Annotated in this window: 15 protein-coding genes; 10 read left to right on the top strand and 5 right to left on the bottom strand. The window is 63.4% G+C overall.

All coding sequences use genetic code 11. The features are described 5' to 3' along the window. Nucleotides 1-8 precede the first annotated feature (8 nt). From rodA to QQJ96_RS08625, 5 genes are read right to left on the bottom strand one after another with little or no spacing between them, the layout of a single operon-like run. On the bottom strand, nucleotides 9-1,127 hold the full coding sequence (gene rodA / locus QQJ96_RS08645; RefSeq protein ID WP_284331580.1) for a rod shape-determining protein RodA: 1,119 nt from the start codon (nucleotides 1,125-1,127) through the stop codon (nucleotides 9-11). Beyond that, entirely contained in the window at nucleotides 1,124-3,136 is a 2,013-nt protein-coding gene (gene mrdA / locus QQJ96_RS08640) for a penicillin-binding protein 2 (RefSeq protein WP_284331579.1), read from the bottom strand. The genes rodA and mrdA overlap by 4 nt, the downstream gene beginning before the upstream one ends. Then, entirely contained in the window at nucleotides 3,133-3,621 is a 489-nt protein-coding gene (gene mreD / locus QQJ96_RS08635; RefSeq protein ID WP_284331578.1) for a rod shape-determining protein MreD, read from the bottom strand. The genes mrdA and mreD overlap by 4 nt, the downstream gene beginning before the upstream one ends. Then, complete coding sequence (gene mreC / locus QQJ96_RS08630) at nucleotides 3,618-4,610, bottom strand: rod shape-determining protein MreC (protein ID WP_284331577.1); 993 nt, start codon at nucleotides 4,608-4,610, stop codon at nucleotides 3,618-3,620. The genes mreD and mreC overlap by 4 nt, the downstream gene beginning before the upstream one ends. Nucleotides 4,611-4,632: 22 nt before the next feature. Then, on the bottom strand, nucleotides 4,633-5,679 hold the full coding sequence (locus QQJ96_RS08625; RefSeq protein WP_284331576.1) for a rod shape-determining protein: 1,047 nt from the start codon (nucleotides 5,677-5,679) through the stop codon (nucleotides 4,633-4,635). A 245-nt stretch (nucleotides 5,680-5,924) separates the two neighbouring features. On the opposite strand from QQJ96_RS08625, the gene QQJ96_RS08620 reads away from it, so the two are divergent. The 10 genes from QQJ96_RS08620 to QQJ96_RS08575 all read left to right on the top strand — a co-directional run bounded on the left by QQJ96_RS08620 (nucleotide 5,925) and on the right by QQJ96_RS08575 (nucleotide 17,777). Then, nucleotides 5,925-6,860 (top strand): carbohydrate kinase family protein, encoded by a 936-nt coding sequence (locus QQJ96_RS08620; protein ID WP_284331575.1) that lies wholly within the window; start codon nucleotides 5,925-5,927, stop codon nucleotides 6,858-6,860. A gap of 17 nt (nucleotides 6,861-6,877) precedes the next feature. Continuing rightward, nucleotides 6,878-7,237, top strand: coding sequence for a DUF1304 domain-containing protein (locus QQJ96_RS08615; RefSeq protein ID WP_284331574.1), 360 nt, complete (start codon nucleotides 6,878-6,880; stop codon nucleotides 7,235-7,237). A 1-nt stretch (nucleotide 7,238) separates the two neighbouring features. Further along, the gene (locus tag QQJ96_RS08610; protein ID WP_284331573.1) at nucleotides 7,239-7,910 is read left to right on the top strand and encodes a M24 family metallopeptidase; all 672 of its coding nucleotides are present in this window, start codon (nucleotides 7,239-7,241) and stop codon (nucleotides 7,908-7,910) included. Between the two features lie 141 nt (nucleotides 7,911-8,051). Further along, a complete protein-coding gene (gene fusA / locus QQJ96_RS08605) occupies nucleotides 8,052-10,190 on the top strand; it encodes an elongation factor G (RefSeq protein ID WP_284331572.1) in 2,139 nt (712 codons plus the stop codon). A 111-nt stretch (nucleotides 10,191-10,301) separates the two neighbouring features. Beyond that, complete coding sequence (locus tag QQJ96_RS08600; protein ID WP_284331571.1) at nucleotides 10,302-10,559, top strand: type II toxin-antitoxin system Phd/YefM family antitoxin; 258 nt, start codon at nucleotides 10,302-10,304, stop codon at nucleotides 10,557-10,559. Next, complete coding sequence (locus QQJ96_RS08595; RefSeq protein WP_284331570.1) at nucleotides 10,547-10,846, top strand: type II toxin-antitoxin system RelE/ParE family toxin; 300 nt, start codon at nucleotides 10,547-10,549, stop codon at nucleotides 10,844-10,846. The genes QQJ96_RS08600 and QQJ96_RS08595 overlap by 13 nt, the downstream gene beginning before the upstream one ends. Before the next feature lie 89 nt (nucleotides 10,847-10,935). Next, nucleotides 10,936-12,537 (top strand): peptide chain release factor 3, encoded by a 1,602-nt coding sequence (locus QQJ96_RS08590; RefSeq protein ID WP_284331569.1) that lies wholly within the window; start codon nucleotides 10,936-10,938, stop codon nucleotides 12,535-12,537. Between the two features lie 150 nt (nucleotides 12,538-12,687). Next, entirely contained in the window at nucleotides 12,688-16,344 is a 3,657-nt protein-coding gene (locus QQJ96_RS08585) for a response regulator (RefSeq protein WP_284331568.1), read from the top strand. A gap of 18 nt (nucleotides 16,345-16,362) precedes the next feature. Continuing rightward, complete coding sequence (locus QQJ96_RS08580) at nucleotides 16,363-17,208, top strand: CheR family methyltransferase (protein WP_284331567.1); 846 nt, start codon at nucleotides 16,363-16,365, stop codon at nucleotides 17,206-17,208. Further along, complete coding sequence (locus tag QQJ96_RS08575; protein ID WP_284331566.1) at nucleotides 17,205-17,777, top strand: chemotaxis protein CheB; 573 nt, start codon at nucleotides 17,205-17,207, stop codon at nucleotides 17,775-17,777. Before QQJ96_RS08580 ends, QQJ96_RS08575 begins: the two co-directional genes overlap by 4 nt. Nucleotides 17,778-17,878: the final 101 nt, after the last annotated feature.

Here is a 17,878-nt window from a genome sequence, read left to right as displayed (position 1 = left end):
CAGGGGCGTCAGTCATGAACTTTGCGGTTGGCGTGGATCGACATCAACACACCGAAACCCAGCAACAGCGACACCGCCGAAGTACCGCCATAGCTGACCATCGGCATCGGCACGCCGACCACCGGCAGCAGGCCGGCCACCATGCCGCCGTTGACAAACACATAGACGAAGAAGCTCATGCCGATTGCGCCCGCGAGCAGGCGCGAGTAGGTGTCCTTGGCCTGCATGGCGATCCATAGGCAACGGCCGATGATGAAGGCGTACAACACCAGGATCGCGCAGACGCCGATCAAGCCGAATTCCTCACAGAACACGGCGAAGATGAAGTCGGTGGTGTGTTCGGGCAGGAAGTCCAGGCGCGATTGCGTGCCTTGCTCGAAGCCCTTGCCAAAGATGCCGCCCGAACCCACCGCGATCTGCGACTGGATGATGTGCCAGCCGTTGCCGAGCGGATCGGATTCGGGGTTGATCATGGTGAGGATGCGGTCGCGCTGGTACTGGTGCATGAAATGCCAGGCGACCGGCACCATGCCCGCCGCGCCGGCAAGCAGCAAGCCGATGCGCCACCAGGCCATGCCGGAAAGAAACAGCGCAAAGCCGCCGGCCGCCGCAACCAGCAAGGCCGTGCCCAGGTCCGGCTGATGGGCGATCAGGCCGGCCGGAATGCCGATCATGGCGCCCACCGCGATGATGTCCTTCCAGCGCGGCGGCAACTGGCGCGGATGCAGGTACCACGCCACCATCATCGGCATGGTGAGCTTGACCAGCTCCGACGGCTGGAAGCGCATGATGCCAAGGTTCAACCAGCGATCCGCACCGCGGCCTTGGCCCAGCACCGCCACCACCAGCAGCAGCATCACGCTGCCGGCGTAGAGCCAGGGTGTCCAGTTGCGCAGCGCCGAAGGCGGGATGCGCGACATCAGCAGGATGCACGCGAAGCCAAGCACGAAGCGCGCGGCCTGCCCGCCAACCAGGCCGAGGTTGCCATCACCAGCGCTGTATAGGGTGGTCAGGCCGACACCACACAGCATCAGCAGTGCAAAAGCCAACGGCAGATCAATGCGCGGCCTCGTCCACATACGCCGAAAAAAACGATGCATGCGCAGGCGCAGGACATCGAGCGTCATGGCGTGTTGTCCTCACCGGTGGAACTGTCCGGGGCAGGAATGTCGCCCTGCGGAAGGTCTTCCGGTGTCTGCGTGGAAGCCGGAGCGGCCGGCAGGCCGGATTCCTGCAGCGGCGTGCTCGGCGGCACCGCGCCGCCCTGCGCAGCCAGCCATGCATCTAGAATCTTGCGTACGATCGGCCCCGAATCCTCCGCACCCCACGCACCCGCCTCCAGCACGACGGCTACGGCAATGCGCGGATTTTCCGCCGGTGTAAAGGCTTCAAACCAGGCACGGTGGCGCGCGGCCAGATAGGCAGCATTCTTGTTTTCGTCATACGCATTGCTTTTGCGCGAGTAACGCTCGGCGGTACCGCTCTTGCCGGCAATACGATACGGGAAGCCATTGCCCAGCTTGGCGCGAAAACCGGTCGAGGTCGGGTCATTGCTGTAGATGACCATCTGCATGCCCTCGTTCACCGCCTCCCAGTCTTTCATGTTCTTCATCAAGGACGGGCCGGTAGGCGGATTGGGCAGCGGCACCTGCGGCGTGCCGACATCCCCGGTCGACATCACTACGCGCGGCGCATAAGGCACACCGCGGCCGGCAAACGTCGCCAAGGCATGGGCCAGCTGCAATGCGGTAACCGACCAGTAGCCTTGGCCGATACCTGCGATGACCGTCTCGCCGGGATACCAGGTACGTTCCTTGGGTGAATGCTTGGCTTTCCACACGCGCGAAGGGACGATGCCTGGCGCTTCGCCCGGCAGGTCGACGCCAGTGGGATGTCCAAATCCATACGAGCTCATGAAGTCGCTGATGCGATCGATCCCCAAGTCCAGGGCAAGCTTGTAGAAGTATGTGTTGACTGAAGCGTAGATCGCTTTGTAGAGGTTGGTGGTACCCACGCCGTAACGCTGGTCATCGCGATAGCCGCGCGCCTGTCCGGGGATGTAGAACACACCGCTGGAAAACACCGAGTCCTGCGGGGTACGCACGCCATACTCCAGGCCGGCCAGAGCCATGAACGGCTTGACCGTCGAGCCGGGCGGAAAGGCTGCACGCAACGGTCGACTGATCAGCGGCTTGTCAGGTGCGTTGAGCAGTGCCTTGTAATCGGCGGAGCTGATGCCGTTGACGAACAGGTTCGGATCGAACGATGGCACGCTCACCATGGCCAGCACCTGGCCGTTGCGCGGATCGATGGCCACGGCAGCGCCGGCCCTCCCCTCGAACGCATCCTGCGCCGCTTTCTGGATGCGCGCGTCGATGCTCAGGTAGAGGTTCTTGCCTGGCTTGGGCGGATCGGTTTTCAGTACGCGCTGGATGCGCCCGTCGGCGTTCACCTCGTCCAGTTCGTAGCCGGGCGAACCATGCAGCATATCCTCGTACGAGCGCTCCACGCCGGTGCGCCCGATGTGCGTGGTGCCCTTGTAGCGGTCGGCATCGAGGTTTTGCAGATCGTCCGCGTCGATGCGGCTGACGTAGCCGATGACATGCGCGAACAACGGGCCCAGCGTGTATTGGCGTGTGAGGTACGGCACCACGTCCACGCCCGGGAAGCGCCAGCGGTTCACGGCAAAGCGCGCAATGTCGTCCTCAGTCAGGCGCATCTTCAGCGGCACGCTGTCGTAGCGCCGCGATTGCTTGAGCTGCTTGCGGAAGGCGTCCAGGTCGTCCTGGTCTAGCGCAATCACCGAGCCCAGCTGCGCCAGCAACTGGTTCATGTTGCGAATCTGCTCGGGCACCACTTCAAGCCGGAACGCCGGCACGTTGTCGGCCAGCAGCACGCCATTGCGATCGTAGATCAGGCCACGCGCCGGCGGAATCGCACGCGGCTTCACGCTGTTGTTGACCGAACGGAGGGCGAACTCGTCGTGCCGCAGCACCTGCAGGAACACATAGCGCCCCACCAGCGCGCACAAGCCAAGCAGGATCAACGCGAAACCCGCCAAGGCGCGGCGCCGGAATGCCTCGCCTTCGCCACGCGAGTCCTTGTAGATGCGCAGGCGTTTTGCTGCCGGCTTCATTGCAGCCTCAACCGCATCCGCAAATCATCAAGCAGCAGGAACAGGAACGGCCACAGCAGCGCGCTGATGAACGGCGATGTCCACCACAGCGCCGGCGGCGTGGATTCGCCGGCAAAGGCCCGCACCACCAGCAGCAGGAAGCGGTCGTTGAGCAACAAGGCCAGCACCGCCAGGGTCTGCTGCCACATCGGGAAAAAACGCAGGCGCGAACGGAAGCGCAAGGCGATGAAGACCAGCACGCACAAGCGCACGGCCTGTTCGCCGAGCAATACGCCGGTCAGCAGATCCGCGCACAGGCCGAAGACGAACGCGAGACCCAGCGTGACGCGCTGTTCGCCCGATTCAAGCGCCCAGTACAGCAGCACCAATGCGGGCCAATAGGGCTTGAAAGCATCCAGCACGTGCGGCAATGGCACCAGCATCAGCAGCAGCGCCGCTGCGAGCGTGCCGACGAACCACCAGAAGGACAGTCGCTGCCGGCTCATGTCGCAGGAGTCCCGGCGGTTTGTGCAGCAGCGGGCTTGCCTGTTGCAGTCGGCGCAGCAGCGGGCGGCCGCGCCGTGGACGCCGGCGCGGGTGCATCGCTGGCCGGAGGACCTGCCGGCGTCACCGGCGGCGGCGGGCCGGCCGGCTCGGGCAGGTCATGCAGCACCAGCACCTCGTCGGCGCGATCCAGATCGGCACTCGGCTGGGCGTGCGCTTCCAGGAACATGCCGCTGGGGGAAGGCCCCACGCTGGTGACTTCGCCTACCGGGAAGCCCTGTGGAAAGCGCCCGCCGAGGCCGGAAGTGAGCAGCTTGTCGCCCTCATGCAGATCGGCTGCCATGGGTACGTTGGGCAAAGTGAGCTGCTGGCCGTTGCGCGAACCATAGGCGATGGTGCGCAGGCCGGTGCGCTGGATCATCACCGGCACGGCGTGGTCCGGGTCGGTCACCAGCATCAGCGCGGCGGAATTGGGCAGCACATCGACGATCTGCCCCACTACGCCGTGAGCATCGATCACCGGCTGGCCGGCCTTGATACCGTCGCGGGCGCCAAGGTTGATCATCATGCGATGCCGGTAGGCGCCCATGTCCACGCCGATGACCCGCGCCATCTGCACGTGCAATTCCAGACTATGCTGGGTGTCCAGCAGTTCCTTCAGGCGTTGGTTCTGCTCGGCCACCGCGGCCATGCGATTGAGCTTGGCATTGGCCAGCAGCAGGTCTTCGCGCAGGTGCTGGTTCTGCTCGGTAAGCAGGCGGCGGTCGGCAAAGGCGACGCTGAGCGCGTGAAAGCCGTCGGCAGGCAGGCTTGCCAGGCGGTATACCGGCTCGACCACGATCGCGGTGGCATAGCGCAGCCGCCACAGCCAGCCGTTGCGATGGTCCAACACCATCAGCACCATCGCCAGGGCCAGATAGAACATCAGCCGCAGGGTCCCGGCGGCGGTGCCGGCGAACAGGGGCGAGGATTCCTCGCGCGCGAGCGGCATGTCCTACACCTCTGCGCGCCGATTATTCAGGGGCAAAGAAATCGCTGCCGTGCTGATCGATCAGCTCCAGCGCCTTGCCGCCGCCACGGGCCACGCAGGTCAGCGGATCGTCCGCCACCTGCACGTGCAAGCCGGTTTCCTCGGACAGCAGGCGATCCAGGTCGCGCAGCAGCGCGCCGCCGCCGGTGAGCACGATGCCGCGCTCGGCCACGTCGGAGCACAGCTCCGGCGGCGTCTGCTCCAGCGCCGACTTCACCGCCGCAACGATGCCGGCCAGCGGCTCGTGCAAGGCTTCCAGGATTTCGTTGGAGTTGACCGTGAACATGCGCGGCACGCCCTCAGCCAGGTTGCGGCCGGAGATTTCGATCTCCTTGACCTGGCTCTGCGGGAAGGCGCAGCCGATCTCCAGCTTGATGCGCTCGGCGGTGGATTCGCCGATCAGCGTGCCGTGGTTGCGCCGCACGTAGTTGATGATGGCCTCATCGAAGCGGTCGCCACCCACGCGCACCGACTGCGAGTAGACGATGCCGTTCAGCGAGATGACCGCCACTTCGGAGGTACCCCCGCCAATGTCCAGCACCATCGAGCCGCGGGCCTCGTGCACCGGGATACCGGCACCGATCGCGGCAGCCATCGGCTCCTCGATCAGGAACACGTCGCGGGCGCCGGCGCCTTCGGCCGACTCCTTGATCGCGCGGCGCTCCACCTGAGTGGAGCCGCACGGCACGCAGACCAGTACGCGGGGGCTGGGGCGCAACAGGCGCGAGCGATGCACCTGGCGGATGAAGTGCTGCAGCATCGCCTCGGTCATGGTGAAGTCGGCGATGACACCGTCCTTCATCGGACGCACAGTGGCGATGTTGCCGGGGGTGCGGCCCAGCATGCGCTTGGCGTCGCCGCCTACGGCCGCGACGGTGCGAGGACCGCCCGGGCCGCGATCCTGACGGATCGCCACGACGGAAGGTTCGTTTAGGACGATGCCCTGGCCCCGTACGTAAATAAGCGTATTGGCTGTACCAAGGTCGATGGAAACATCGTTGGAAAACATCCCGCGAAACTTCTTGAACATGGGTCCGCCGCGCATCGACTCTGGCTAAAAAGTAAGCGCGCCAGTCTAGTCAGCAAACCCCTATTCCGCAAGGACATTGGCGTTAAGAATGCGGTTTTTTAAGGGCAAATGTGAGGCGCAGCAGTGGAAGGGGGAGCCTAGGAAGCCCGGCCAGGCAGCCCAGACCAGCGGGCCGCCTGTTTCCCGTTCCCCGCTCAACCGCTACGATGATGCGTTTGCCAACTCAGCCGGGATTGCCAATCACCATGTCTGCCGTCATCTGCGGATCGCTTGCCTACGACACCATCATGGTGTTCCAGGACCAGTTCAAGAAGCACATCCTGCCCGACCAGGTGCACATCCTGAACGTGTCGTTCCTGGTGCCGCAAATGCGCCGCGAATTTGGCGGATGCGCCGGCAACATCGCCTACAACCTCAAGCTGCTGGGCGGCGATCCCCTGCCGGTGGCGGCGGTGGGCCAGGATTTCGCCCCCTACCGGGAGCACCTCACGCGCTGCGGCATCCGCATGGATGGCATCCGCGTGTTCGAAGACCAGTTCACCCCGCAGTGCTTCATCACCACCGACCTGGACAACAACCAGATCACCGCGTTCCACCCGGGCGCGATGTCCAGCGCCCATGCCAACCACGTGCGCAACATCCCCGACGTCAGTTTCGGCATCGTCGCTCCTGATGGCCGCGAAGCCATGCTGCAGCATGTGGATGAATTCGCCGCGCGCGGGGTACCGTTCGTGTTCGATCCCGGCCAGGCCATGCCGCTGTTCAACGGCGAGGAATTCCGGGCAATGATCGAAAAATCCACCTATGTGATCGTCAACGACTACGAATCCCAGCTGCTGCAACAGCGCACCGGCTGGAACGCACAGGAAATCGCCTCGCGTGTGAAGGCCTATGTGGTGACGCTGGGCCCGCGCGGCTCGCTGATCCATACCGAAGGCAGCACGCATGAGATCCCGGCGGCGCGCGAGCGCGCGGTGGTGGACCCGACCGGCTGCGGCGATGCGTACCGGGCTGGCCTGATCTTCGGCGTCATGAAGGGCATGGATTGGCCCACCATCGGCCGCATGTCCTCGCTGATGGGTGCGCTGAAAGTGGAGCACCCCGGCACCCAGAACCAGCACTTTACCTACGACCAGTTCGCCGCCGAATTCAAACAGCAATTCGGCCACGCACTGGCCTGAGCGCCGGGAGTCTCGCCATGTCCACCCTCGCCGGCATCGTGGTCACGATCATCGCGCTGATGCACGTATGGTTCCTGATCCTGGAAATGCTGCTGTGGGACAAACCCACAGGCCTGCGTGCGTTCGGCATCACGCCCGAATTCGCCGCACAGACCAAGGTACTGGCCGGCAACCAAGGCCTGTACAACGGCTTTCTCGCGGCCGGCCTGGGCTGGGGATTGATCCTCGGCGGCCCGGAAGGTACGCACGTGAAGCTGTTCTTCCTTGCCTGCGTGCTGGTAGCAGGTCTGTACGGCGGCCTGACCGCTACGCGCAAGGTCCTATGGATACAGGGGCTCCCTGCCGCCATCGGCCTTGCCCTGGTACTGGCGGCCTGACATGCACGAGCACGATCGCGAAGCTGTCGGCCAGCCGTTCGACCATGCGCTGATGCAGCGCGCACGCGAACTGAGCTGGCAGGCGCTGCAAGGCATTCGCGAGCGCATGCGACCGGGCATTAATGAGGACGAAGCTCGCGCCGAAGCCTCGCAGGTGTTCGAGGCGCTGGGCCTGGAACGGCTGTGGCATCCGGTAATCATCCGCATCGGCCCGAATACCACCAAGACCTACCGCGAAGCCTCTCAACCAGGTGTGCGACTAGGCGAAAACGATAGCTATTTCATCGATCTGGGCTTGGTATTCAGTGGGCACGAGGGCGATGTCGGCGATACTTTCGTGGTTGGCCATGCGCCCGAACGGGAGGCTTGCGCGCAGGCTGCACGTGATTTGTTCCAGGATGTCGCCAAAAAATGGCGCCATGAGGGCTGGGACGGTCAAAAGCTTTATAATTACGCGTTCGAGCGTGCCGAGGCGATGGGCTGGCGCTTCAACCATGCCATCAAAGGGCATCGGGTGAGCGACTTTCCGCACTCGGTGCACAAGGGCGGCAATCTTGGGGATCTCGACCACACCCCCCGCAAGGGTTTGTGGATACTTGAAATCCAGATTGCCCACCCGAGCGAACCGTTCGGTGCCTTCTATGAAGATTTGCTAGCCGATCCAGCGCCATGAACGCGCCCGGCCGGCAACGAGGCATACACATTTGATACGTACGCTGCGGAGCCAAGGACGACCCGCCCAGCTTTTCATTCTCCCCTCGGGGAGAGCAACGATTTCTGATCGACAAACGACTTCTACTACGGAACCAAGACAGTGGCCCGCCAGAAACCCCTCAACCTCTATCGCAACATCGGCATCATCGCGCACATCGACGCCGGTAAGACCACCACCACCGAGCGCATCCTGTACTACACCGGCAAGAAGCACCAGATCATCGACGTGCACGACACCAAGGACGGCAAGGGCTCGACCACGACCGACTACCTGGAACAGGAAAAGAAGCGCGGCATCACCATTCAGTCTGCCGCCGTGTCGACCGAGTGGAAGGGTCACCAGATCAACGTGATCGACACCCCAGGGCACGTGGATTTCACCATCGAGGTGAACCGCTCCCTGCGCGTGCTCGACGGCGCCGTAGTGGTGTTCGACGGCGTGGCCGGCGTGGAACCGCAGACCGAAACCAACTGGCGCCTGGCCGACCAGTACAACGTGCCGCGCATGTGCTACATCAACAAGATGGACCGTATCGGCGCGAACTTCAAACACGCCGTGGACGGCATCAAGAACCGCCTGGGCGCCAATATCGTGCTCTGCCAGGTACCGCTGGGCAGCAGCGACGACTTCATCGGCATGGTCGACCTGATCGCCGGTGCGGGCTATATCTGGGACAGCAGCGACAAGGACAGCAAGTGGGAAACCATCCCGCTGGACCAGGTTGCCGACCATCCCAAGGTCAAGGCATTCACCACCACCGCCGACAAGGAATGGGTGTCCCAGCTGGCCGAACTGCGCGCGCATAGCATCGAAAGCGCCGTGGAAATGGACGACGAGGCCATGCACGCCTACCTCGACGGCCAGGAACCGACACTGGAAACGCTGAAGAAGTGCATCCGCAAGGGCTGCGTGGCCGGCAAGCTGGTGCCGATATTCTGCGGATCGTCCTATCGCAACAAGGGCGTGCAGCAGATGCTGGACGGCGTGATCGACTACATGCCTTATCCGGGCGAGAACGGCGGCATCTCGATGGTGGACGAAGACGGCAACGTGACCGGCGAACAGTCCGTCACGGACGACGCCCCGGTCCGCGCGCTGGCCTTCAAGGTGATCAACGACCAGTTCGGCACCCTCACCTTCACCCGCATCTACTCCGGCGTGATCAAGAAGGGCGACACCCTGCAGAACGTCACCCGTGGCAAGAAGGAGCGCATTGGCCGCATCGTGGAAGTGCAGGCCAACGCCACCAAGGAAATCGAGGAAGTGCGTGCAGGCGATATCTGCGCCTTCGTTTCGTTGAAGGAAACCGAGACCGGCGATTCGCTGAGCGATCCGCAGCATCCGGTGCTGCTGGAGCGCATGCGCTTCCCCGACCCGGTGATCAGCGTGGCGGTGGAGCCCAAGAGCCGCAACGACGTCGACAAGCTCTCCACCGCGCTCTACAAGATGGTGAAAGCCGATCCGTCGCTGCGCATGGAAGTGGACAAGGAAACCGGACAGACCGTGCTCAAGGGCATGGGCGAGCTGCACCTGGAAATCACCATCGACCGCATGCGCACCGAACTGGGCGTGGAAGCGAACATGGGCAAGCCCAAGGTCAGCTTCCGCGAAGCGTTCGGCCAGACGGTGGAACACACCTACACGCACAAGAAGCAGTCCGGCGGTTCGGGGCAGTTCGCCGAAGTGAAGATCATCTTCGAACCGGGTGAACCGGGCAGCGGTGTGGTGTTCTCCGACGAAGTGGTCGGCGGTCGCGTACCGCGCGAATACATCCCGGCGGTGGAACACGCGATCACGGTGGAATCGCGCCAGGGTCAGGTGGCCGGCTACGAGGTGCTGGACTTCAAGGCACGCCTGATCGACGGCAAGTTCCACGACGTGGACTCCTCGGCGCTCGCCTTCGAAATCGCCGGCCGCGCCTGCTTCCGCGAAGCGCAGAAGATGTCCAAGCCCAAGCTGCTGGAACCGGTGATGAAGCTGGAAGTGGTCACCGAGGCGGACTACCTCGGCGACGTGATCGGCGACATCAACCGTCGCCGCGGCTCGGTCAGCGAGCAGGGCCAGAAGGGTACCAACGCCTTCGTACAGGGCTTCGTGCCGCTGGCGGAAATGTTCGGCTACATCAACTTCCTGCGTTCGGCCACCAGCGGCCGCGGCACCTTCTCGATGATCTTCGATCATTACGAGGAAGTGCCGGCGAGCATGGTCGCCAAGCTGATGGAGAAGGAAGCGAAGTAAGCCTTCGCTGCCGTCTCGGAAAGCCCAAGCCCAGGGAGCGATCCCTGGGCTTTTTTGTAACCGGGCACACCGGCCTTGCAGCCCTTTGAGTGACACTCTAGTATCACTCACATGCGCACCGAACTAGTCACCACCCTCAAGCGACAGGCCACTGAACTGCTGGCCGACTTGGAGCGCGACCGCGAGCCCATCCTGATTACCCAGCATGGCCTGCCTAGCGCCTATCTGGTTGACGTCGAGTCTTTCGAAACCATGCAGCAACGCATGAAGCTGCTGGAAGGCATCGCACGCGGGGAACGCGCGGTGGAGGAAGGGCGTACGCTCTCGCACGAGCAGGCGAAGGAACGCCTGGGCCGATGGCTGAAGTAGCTTGGACCGAGCCGGCCCTGAGCGAGCTGGACGAAATCGCCGACTACATCGCACTGGACAACCCGGAGGCCGCGCGCAAACTCGTCGAGCGTGTTTTCACGCATGTCGATCAGCTGGCCGAGCACCCGGAAAGCGGTTCAAAGCCACAGGAATTGAAAGGCTGGCGTTATCGCCAGATTGTTGAACCTCCTTGTCGAATCATTTACCGCATTGACGGCGAGCGTGTATTCGTTCTCTATGTGCTGCGCAGCGAAAGACGGTTGCGGCCGGGAAAGCTTCAGCGGTGAAACCTGCGCTGGGATGACCATCCCAGCTCACGCGCCCCGATGGGCCATCCGGGCTACAATACGCGGTTCGCCTGCCAGCCCAACCCCCCATGTCCATCCATCTGCAAGAAACCCAACGCCGCCGCACCTTCGCCATCGTCAGCCACCCCGACGCGGGCAAGACTACGCTGACGGAAAAGTTGCTGCTATTCGGCGGCGCGATCCAGATGGCCGGCTCGGTGAAAGGCCGCAAGGCCGCGCGCCACGCCACTTCGGACTGGATGGCGCTGGAGAAGGAACGCGGCATTTCGGTGACCTCCTCGGTGATGCAGTTCCCCTACGAGGGCAAGATCGTCAATCTGCTCGACACGCCGGGCCATGCGGACTTCTCCGAGGACACCTATCGCGTGCTTACCGCGGTGGACTCGGCGCTGATGGTGATCGACTGCGCCAAGGGCGTGGAGGAGCGCACAATCAAGCTGATGGAAGTGTGCCGGCTGCGCGACACCCCGATCATGACCTTCATCAACAAGCTCGACCGCGAAGGCCGCTCGCCGATCGAACTACTGGACGAAGTGGAGTCCGTGCTCGGCGTCGCCTGTGCGCCGCTGACCTGGCCGATCGGCATGGGCAAGCGGCTGAAGGGCGTGTACCACCTGCTGCTGGACGAAGTGCACGTGTTCGAGCAAGGCAAGAATTTCACGCGCCAGGATTCGACCATCTTCAAGGGCCTTAATGCGCCGGGGCTGGAACAGGCTATCGGCACGGAAGCCTTGAACGAGCTGAGCGAGGAGCTGGAACTGATCCAGGGCGCTTCGCATCCGTTCGACCTGGAACAATACCACGCCGGCAAGCTGACCCCGGTATTCTTCGGTTCGGCGGTGAACAACTTTGGCGTGCAGCTGCTGCTGGATTTCTTCGTGGAACACGCGCCCGAGCCGCGCTCGCGCGCTACGCTTTCGCGCGAGATCAAACCGGCGGAAGAAAAGCTCACCGGCTTCGTGTTCAAGATCCAGGCCAACATGGATCCGGCGCATCGCGACCGTGTCGCCTTCATGCGCATCTGTTCGGGCACCTATACCGCCGGCATGAAAATGCTTCAGACGCGCACCAACAAAGAAGTGCGCATCGCCAACGCGCTCACTTTCATGGCGAGCGATCGCGAGATCGTCGAAAGCGCCTATCCGGGTGATGTAATCGGGCTGCACAACCATGGCACCATCAGCATCGGCGATACCTTCACGGAGGGCGAAGCAGTGAGCTTCACCGGCATCCCCAACTTCGCGCCGGAATTGTTCCGCCGCGCGCGCCTGCGCGATCCCTTGAAAATGAAAGCGCTGCAGAAGGGCCTGGCCCAGCTTTCCGAGGAAGGCGCCACGCAGTTCTTCCGCCCGCTGATGAGCAATGATCTGATCCTGGGCGCGGTGGGCGTGCTGCAGTTCGACGTGGTGGCGTACCGGCTTAAGGACGAATACGGCGTGGACGCCAGCTTCGAACCGGTCGGCGTGGTGACCGCCCGCTGGGTGCACTGCGACGACGCCAAGAAGCTGGAAGAATTCCGCGAGAAGAACGCGATGAACCTGGCCATCGATGCGGCCGGCGAGCTGGTCTACCTGGCGCCCTCGCGCGTGAACTTGCAACTGACGCAGGAGCGATCGCCCGCTGTGCGCTTCTCCGCCACACGCGAGCACGCCGCTTCCGTCGAGGTTTGAACGCTGGCCGCCGAACAGCCTTCACATAATCGTCATTTTTTGCCGGGCAGTACCGCCCGGCCAGGCATCTCGCTAATCTGATTGGCAAGGGGGCCGCCGTCCGATCAGGGGGCGCGGCATATCCAATCGTCAACTTAAGCGGGATTTCGCATGGTCAGCTCCGAAGCGGCTCCGACTCCAAGGAAGTACGGCTGGCTGGCGCACCTGCCCATCCGCTACAAGATCATTCTTGGGATAGGGCTGCTGCTCGGACTGTTCTTCATCGACAGCCTGATCGACGTCGTGTCAGGCAACCTGCAGCTGGAAACGCGGCAGTGGGTGGAACACACCTATCAGGTCATCCAGCAGATCGAAGGGCTGCAACGCACCGCCTTGTCCGGGCAGATAGGCTTGCGCGGCTTCATGCTCACCCAGGATGCCAATGAACTGGAACGCGCCAAGAGCAGCGATGCGATGTTCCAGGCCGACCTGGCACAACTGCAGCAGATGAGCGCGGACAATCCGCTGCAGCAGTCGCGCGTCGACCGGATCAAGATGCTGTCCCTGCGCTGGGACCAAGAAGTACAGGACATGGTTTACAGGCCCTTGGCGTCGGTCAAGGCCACTGACAAGCAGGCACTTGCCGCGGAGATCGCGCCCATCAGGGAGAACTACCTGACGCATCGCACCGTGCATGTCGAAGACTACATGGCCGTGCTTGACGAGATGGTCGTGACCGAACGGCAATTGCTTGCCTCGCGCGTAGAGCGCGCGGACAGTCAGCTGAACAAGACTCGCTATATCGACATCGCCAGTACGCTGTTTGAACTGGTCATCGGCCTGCTGGTGATCTCGCTGACCTCACGCATGGTGGCGCGCCCAATCCGCCGACTGGGCGAGTCGATGACCCGGCTGGCCAACCATGATCACAACATCCCGATTCGCGGCGTCGAGCGACGCGATGAAATCGGCGAAATCTCGCGCGCCCTGCAGGTGTTCAAGAGCATGGTGGTCGAGACGCACGAGCAGGCTCAGCTCAAGGCCCACGTCACGGCGATTTCCACCAGCCTGCAGTCGGCGACCAACCATCGCGAGTTCGCGGAAAGGTTCGTGGACCAGCTGGCGCCGTTGATCAACAGTGGCGTGGCCCTGTTCTACGGTTTTGACGAATCGCGCCAGCGGCTCGACCTGTTGGGCAGCTACGGGCTGCGCATGCAGAACAGTCCGGATGCCTATATGCCGGGTGAGGGCCTGGTGGGCCAATGCGCCGCCTCCCGCCATGCCATCGTACTGGACGACGTGCCGGCGAACTATCTGCGCATCGACTGGGGTGGCGGCTCGGCCCTGCCACGCCACCTCACCATCCTGCCGCTGATGGTGCGCGACCAGCTGGTGGGCGTGCTGGAATTTGCCGGCTTTGCCGCGCCCGCGGCCCATCACGAGCAATTGCTGGAAGAGCTGCTTCCGCTCGCAGCCTTGACGCTGGAAAACCTCAATCGCACTGTGAACACCGAGCAATTGCTGGAGCAGACGCGCGAACAGGCGGACGAACTGCGCATTTCTTCCGTCACGATGCGCCAGCAGCAGGAAGCGCTGCGTGCCGCCAACGACACCCTGCAAAGCAAGACCATCGAACTGGAAGAGCAATCCCAGCGCCTGCTGGCATCGGAGGAAGAGCTGCGTGTGCAGGCCGATGAGCTGCAGGCTTCGAACGAAGAATTGCGCCTGATCACCGAATCGCTGCGCCAGCAGAAGCAGCAGGTCGAGGAATTGCAGCACGATACCGCACAGAAGGCCGAGGAGCTGGCGCGCGCCAGTCAGTACAAGAGCGAATTCCTGGCCAATATGTCGCACGAGCTGCGCACGCCGCTGAACAGCCTGCTGATCCTTTCGCGCAGCCTGTCGGACAATCGCGAAGGCCATCTGGACGAGGAAGAAGTGGAGTCGGCCCGCATCATTCACGACTCGGGCTCGGGCCTGCTGCGCCTGATCAACGACATTCTCGACTTGTCCAAGATCGAAGCGGGCAAGATGGAACTGTCGCTGGTCGATTACCCGCTGCAAAGTCTGGTGCGCAACTTGCGCCGCAATTTCGACCACGTGGCGCGCGAGAAAAAGCTCGATTACCAGGTAACGATGGACGAGGGCCTGCCGGAAGTCATCCACACCGACCCCACCCGGCTGGAGCAGATCGCCAACAACCTGCTCGGCAACGCGTTTAAATTCACCCAGCAAGGTAGCGTCCGCGTGCACATCGGCCGGCCTAGCAGCGAGCTGCCGGTACCGGAATCGGCACAGGGCAAGCCGCTGCTGGCGATCAGCGTGAAGGACACCGGTATCGGCGTGGCGGCGGACAAGCTGGAACGCATCTTCAACGCGTTCGAACAGGCCGACAGCAGCACTAGCCGGCAATTCGGCGGCACCGGCCTGGGCCTGAGCATTTCACGGCGCATGGCCGGCCTGATGGGCGGCGACATCCTGTTGCGCAGCGAAGTCGGACAAGGTAGCGAATTCGTGCTGCTCCTGCCCGAGCAAAGCGCCGGTACCTCCATCGCCACCAAGGCGTCGGCGGCAACCGTCACCCAACCATCCACACCACGCCCAGTGACGCGCGCCCTGCTGCCTGCCGAAGGCGTGCGTGACGATCGCGAACGCATTACACCGGGCGAAAGCGTGATCCTGATCGTGGAAGACGACCCGGCCTTCGCGCGCATCCTGGCCGACATGGTGCGGCAGAAGGGCCATCACATGCTGCATGCGCCGAACGGCGAGGCCGGGCTGGAGCTGGCGCGGCGCTATCATCCGATCGGTATCCTGCTCGACGTGATGCTGCCTGGCATGGACGGCTGGACGGTGATCGAGCGGCTGAAGGCCGATCCGGCCACCCGGCATATTCCCGTGCACTTTCTTACCGCTACCGACGATGCCAGTCGCGGACGCGAGCTGGGTGCGGTGGGCTTTCTTACCAAGCCGGTCTCGCGGGAGGCCATCAACCAGGCATTCGAGCGGCTGCTGCATTTCGCCAAGGGCCGCACACGTCACCTGCTGGTGGTCGACGACGACGACGCCGCACGAGGCGCCGTGCGCGACCTGCTCGGCGTGGACGACGACGTCAAAGTGGATGAAGCCCGCAGTGGCGAGCAGGCCTTGGAAAAGATCGCCGCCACCGGCTACGACTGCATCGTGCTCGATCTGAACCTGCCCGGCATGTCCGGCCTCCAACTGCTAGAGCAGCTCGCCGCGGGAGGTAGCATTCCGCCGGTGGTGGTGTATTCCGGACGTGAATTGAGCCGCGAAGAAAACCTGGCGGTGCGCCAGTACACCGACAGCATCGTCATCAAGGGCGCCCGCTCGCCCGAGCGCCTGCTGGATGAAGTCAGCCTGTTCCTGCACAGCATTCGCGACACCAGGCAACCACCCGGCAGCCCCGGCCCCGCACCCAGCCATGACGGCCTGCGCGATCGCAACGTCCTGCTGGTGGACGATGACATGCGCAACCTGTTTGCGCTGTCCAAAGTGCTGCGCGACTGGGGCATCCGCGTAAGCATGGCGCAGGACGGCCAGAAAGCCTTGCAGGTGCTGGCCGAAAATCCGCAGGTCGAACTTGTGCTAATGGACATCATGATGCCCGGCATGGACGGCTACGAGGCAACGCGAGCGATCCGCGCCCAGCCGAATCTCGCCAGCCTGCCAATCATTGCGCTCACCGCCAAGGCCATGCGTGGCGACCGCGAACGCTGCCTGGAAGCAGGCGCCAACGATTACCTGTCCAAGCCGATCGACGTGGATAAACTGGCTTCGCTGATGCGCATGTGGCTGCGCAACTGACCTGAGGGAACTGTGCCCATGGACGCCCCGGAGCTGGACAGCATCGAAATGGAACTCTTCGTCCAGGCGCTGCAAAAGCGCCACGGGCACGATTTCACCCAATACGCGCCCGCTTCGCTCAAGCGCCGCGTGCATCTGTTGGTCGATCAGCTCGAATGCAAGACCATTACCGGCCTGACCGAACGCATGCTGCACGAGCCGGCGATGCTGCCGCGTGTTCTGGAAGGCCTAACCGTGCCGATGTCGGACATGTTCCGCGATCCGGCCATGTTCCTAGCGTTGCGCGAGCAGGTGTTTCCGCTGCTGGCCTCCTATCCGCAGATCAACATCTGGCAGGCGGGGTGCGCGCACGGGCAGGAGGTGTATTCCCTGGCGATCCTGCTGGAAGAGGCCGGGCTGTACGAGCGAACGCAGATCTTCGCCACCGATCTCAGCGACCGCGCGTTGCAACGCGCCAGCGAGGGCATTTATCCGGCCCAGGAGGCCCAGCAGTGGTCGCGCAACTACCAGGCCGCCGGTGGCCGGCGCTCACTGGCCGATTACTGCAGCGCCGGCTACAAGTTACTCAAGCTCAACCAGCGCCTGCGCCGGAACGTGACCTTCGCCGTGCACAATCTGGCTACCGACGGCGTCTTTTGCGAGGCGCACCTGATATTGTGCCGCAACGTGCTGATCTATTTTTCCAACACGCTGCAGAATCGCGCGCTGTCGTTGTTTCGCGACAGCCTGGTGCGCGCCGGCTTCCTTTGCCTGGGCGTGCGCGAGAACATAGACCGCTCTCCGATCGCGCAGGCCTTCGTGCCGTTCAGCGAACCGCAGCGCATCTACCGGCTCGCCAGCCATCTGGACGATATTGCCGAATGACCACCCCCGCCGCCATCGCGATCGGCTGTTCGGCGGGCGGCGTGGATGCTCTGATGACCCTGCTCGGCGCGCTCGACGCCAGGCTGCGGCAATCCGTGCTGGTGTGCTGCCACCGGTCCGACGCGATGGACATCCTGGGAGACGTGTTGGGGCGCATGTCGGTGTTGCCGGTGATCGAAGCGGTCGAGCGCCAACCGGTACAAGCCGGTGTCGTACACCTCGCGCCCTCCGGATACCATCTGCTGGTGGAAAGCGATCTGCATTTCGCCCTGTCGGCCGATCCTCGCGTGAACTATTCGCGCCCTTCCATCGACGTGCTGTTCTGTTCCGCCGCCGAGGTTTGGCGCCAGGCCCTGATCGGCGTGATCCTGACGGGCGCCAATGCCGATGGCGCCGCGGGTCTGCAGCGCATTCGCGAACTCGGCGGAGTCGCCATCGTGCAGTCTCCCACCGATGCCGAAGCCACCGCCATGCCGCAAGCCGCGCTCGATATGGCCGGCGCGGATTACTGCCTTCCTCTCCCGGACATCGCCCCCCTGCTCAATCGACTCTGTCTAGGGAGCCTCTGATCTATTCCTACGTGCCCGGCATGACGTCCAGAAGGCCCGCAGGGTGGGTCGCGCGGCACAGGGCAGACTGGCCGTCTGTTCAAGCCGCGGGGCACAGCCTG

Source organism: Dyella flagellata (genome assembly GCF_030160275.1).
GTDB classification, from domain to species: Bacteria; Pseudomonadota; Gammaproteobacteria; order Xanthomonadales; family Rhodanobacteraceae; genus Dyella_B; species Dyella_B flagellata.
This window is presented reverse-complemented; position numbering and strand designations above follow the sequence as displayed.

Excerpts from the sequence above, each read along its gene's own strand:
- QQJ96_RS08590 (WP_284331569.1), top strand. The coding sequence starts at position 10,936 with ATGTCCATCCATCTGCAAGAAACCCAACGCCGCCGCACCTTCGCCATC.
- rodA (WP_284331580.1), bottom strand. The coding sequence starts at position 1,127 with ATGACGCTCGATGTCCTGCGCCTGCGCATGCATCGTTTTTTTCGGCGT.
- QQJ96_RS08575 (WP_284331566.1), top strand. The coding sequence starts at position 17,205 with ATGACCACCCCCGCCGCCATCGCGATCGGCTGTTCGGCGGGCGGCGTG.
- QQJ96_RS08610 (WP_284331573.1), top strand. The coding sequence starts at position 7,239 with ATGCACGAGCACGATCGCGAAGCTGTCGGCCAGCCGTTCGACCATGCG.
- mrdA (WP_284331579.1), bottom strand. The coding sequence starts at position 3,136 with ATGAAGCCGGCAGCAAAACGCCTGCGCATCTACAAGGACTCGCGTGGC.
- mreD (WP_284331578.1), bottom strand. The coding sequence starts at position 3,621 with ATGAGCCGGCAGCGACTGTCCTTCTGGTGGTTCGTCGGCACGCTCGCA.
- QQJ96_RS08585 (WP_284331568.1), top strand. The coding sequence starts at position 12,688 with ATGGTCAGCTCCGAAGCGGCTCCGACTCCAAGGAAGTACGGCTGGCTG.
- QQJ96_RS08580 (WP_284331567.1), top strand. The coding sequence starts at position 16,363 with ATGGACGCCCCGGAGCTGGACAGCATCGAAATGGAACTCTTCGTCCAG.
- QQJ96_RS08615 (WP_284331574.1), top strand. The coding sequence starts at position 6,878 with ATGTCCACCCTCGCCGGCATCGTGGTCACGATCATCGCGCTGATGCAC.
- QQJ96_RS08625 (WP_284331576.1), bottom strand. The coding sequence starts at position 5,679 with ATGTTCAAGAAGTTTCGCGGGATGTTTTCCAACGATGTTTCCATCGAC.
- QQJ96_RS08620 (WP_284331575.1), top strand. The coding sequence starts at position 5,925 with ATGTCTGCCGTCATCTGCGGATCGCTTGCCTACGACACCATCATGGTG.
- QQJ96_RS08595 (WP_284331570.1), top strand. The coding sequence starts at position 10,547 with ATGGCTGAAGTAGCTTGGACCGAGCCGGCCCTGAGCGAGCTGGACGAA.
- QQJ96_RS08600 (WP_284331571.1), top strand. The coding sequence starts at position 10,302 with ATGCGCACCGAACTAGTCACCACCCTCAAGCGACAGGCCACTGAACTG.
- mreC (WP_284331577.1), bottom strand. The coding sequence starts at position 4,610 with ATGCCGCTCGCGCGCGAGGAATCCTCGCCCCTGTTCGCCGGCACCGCC.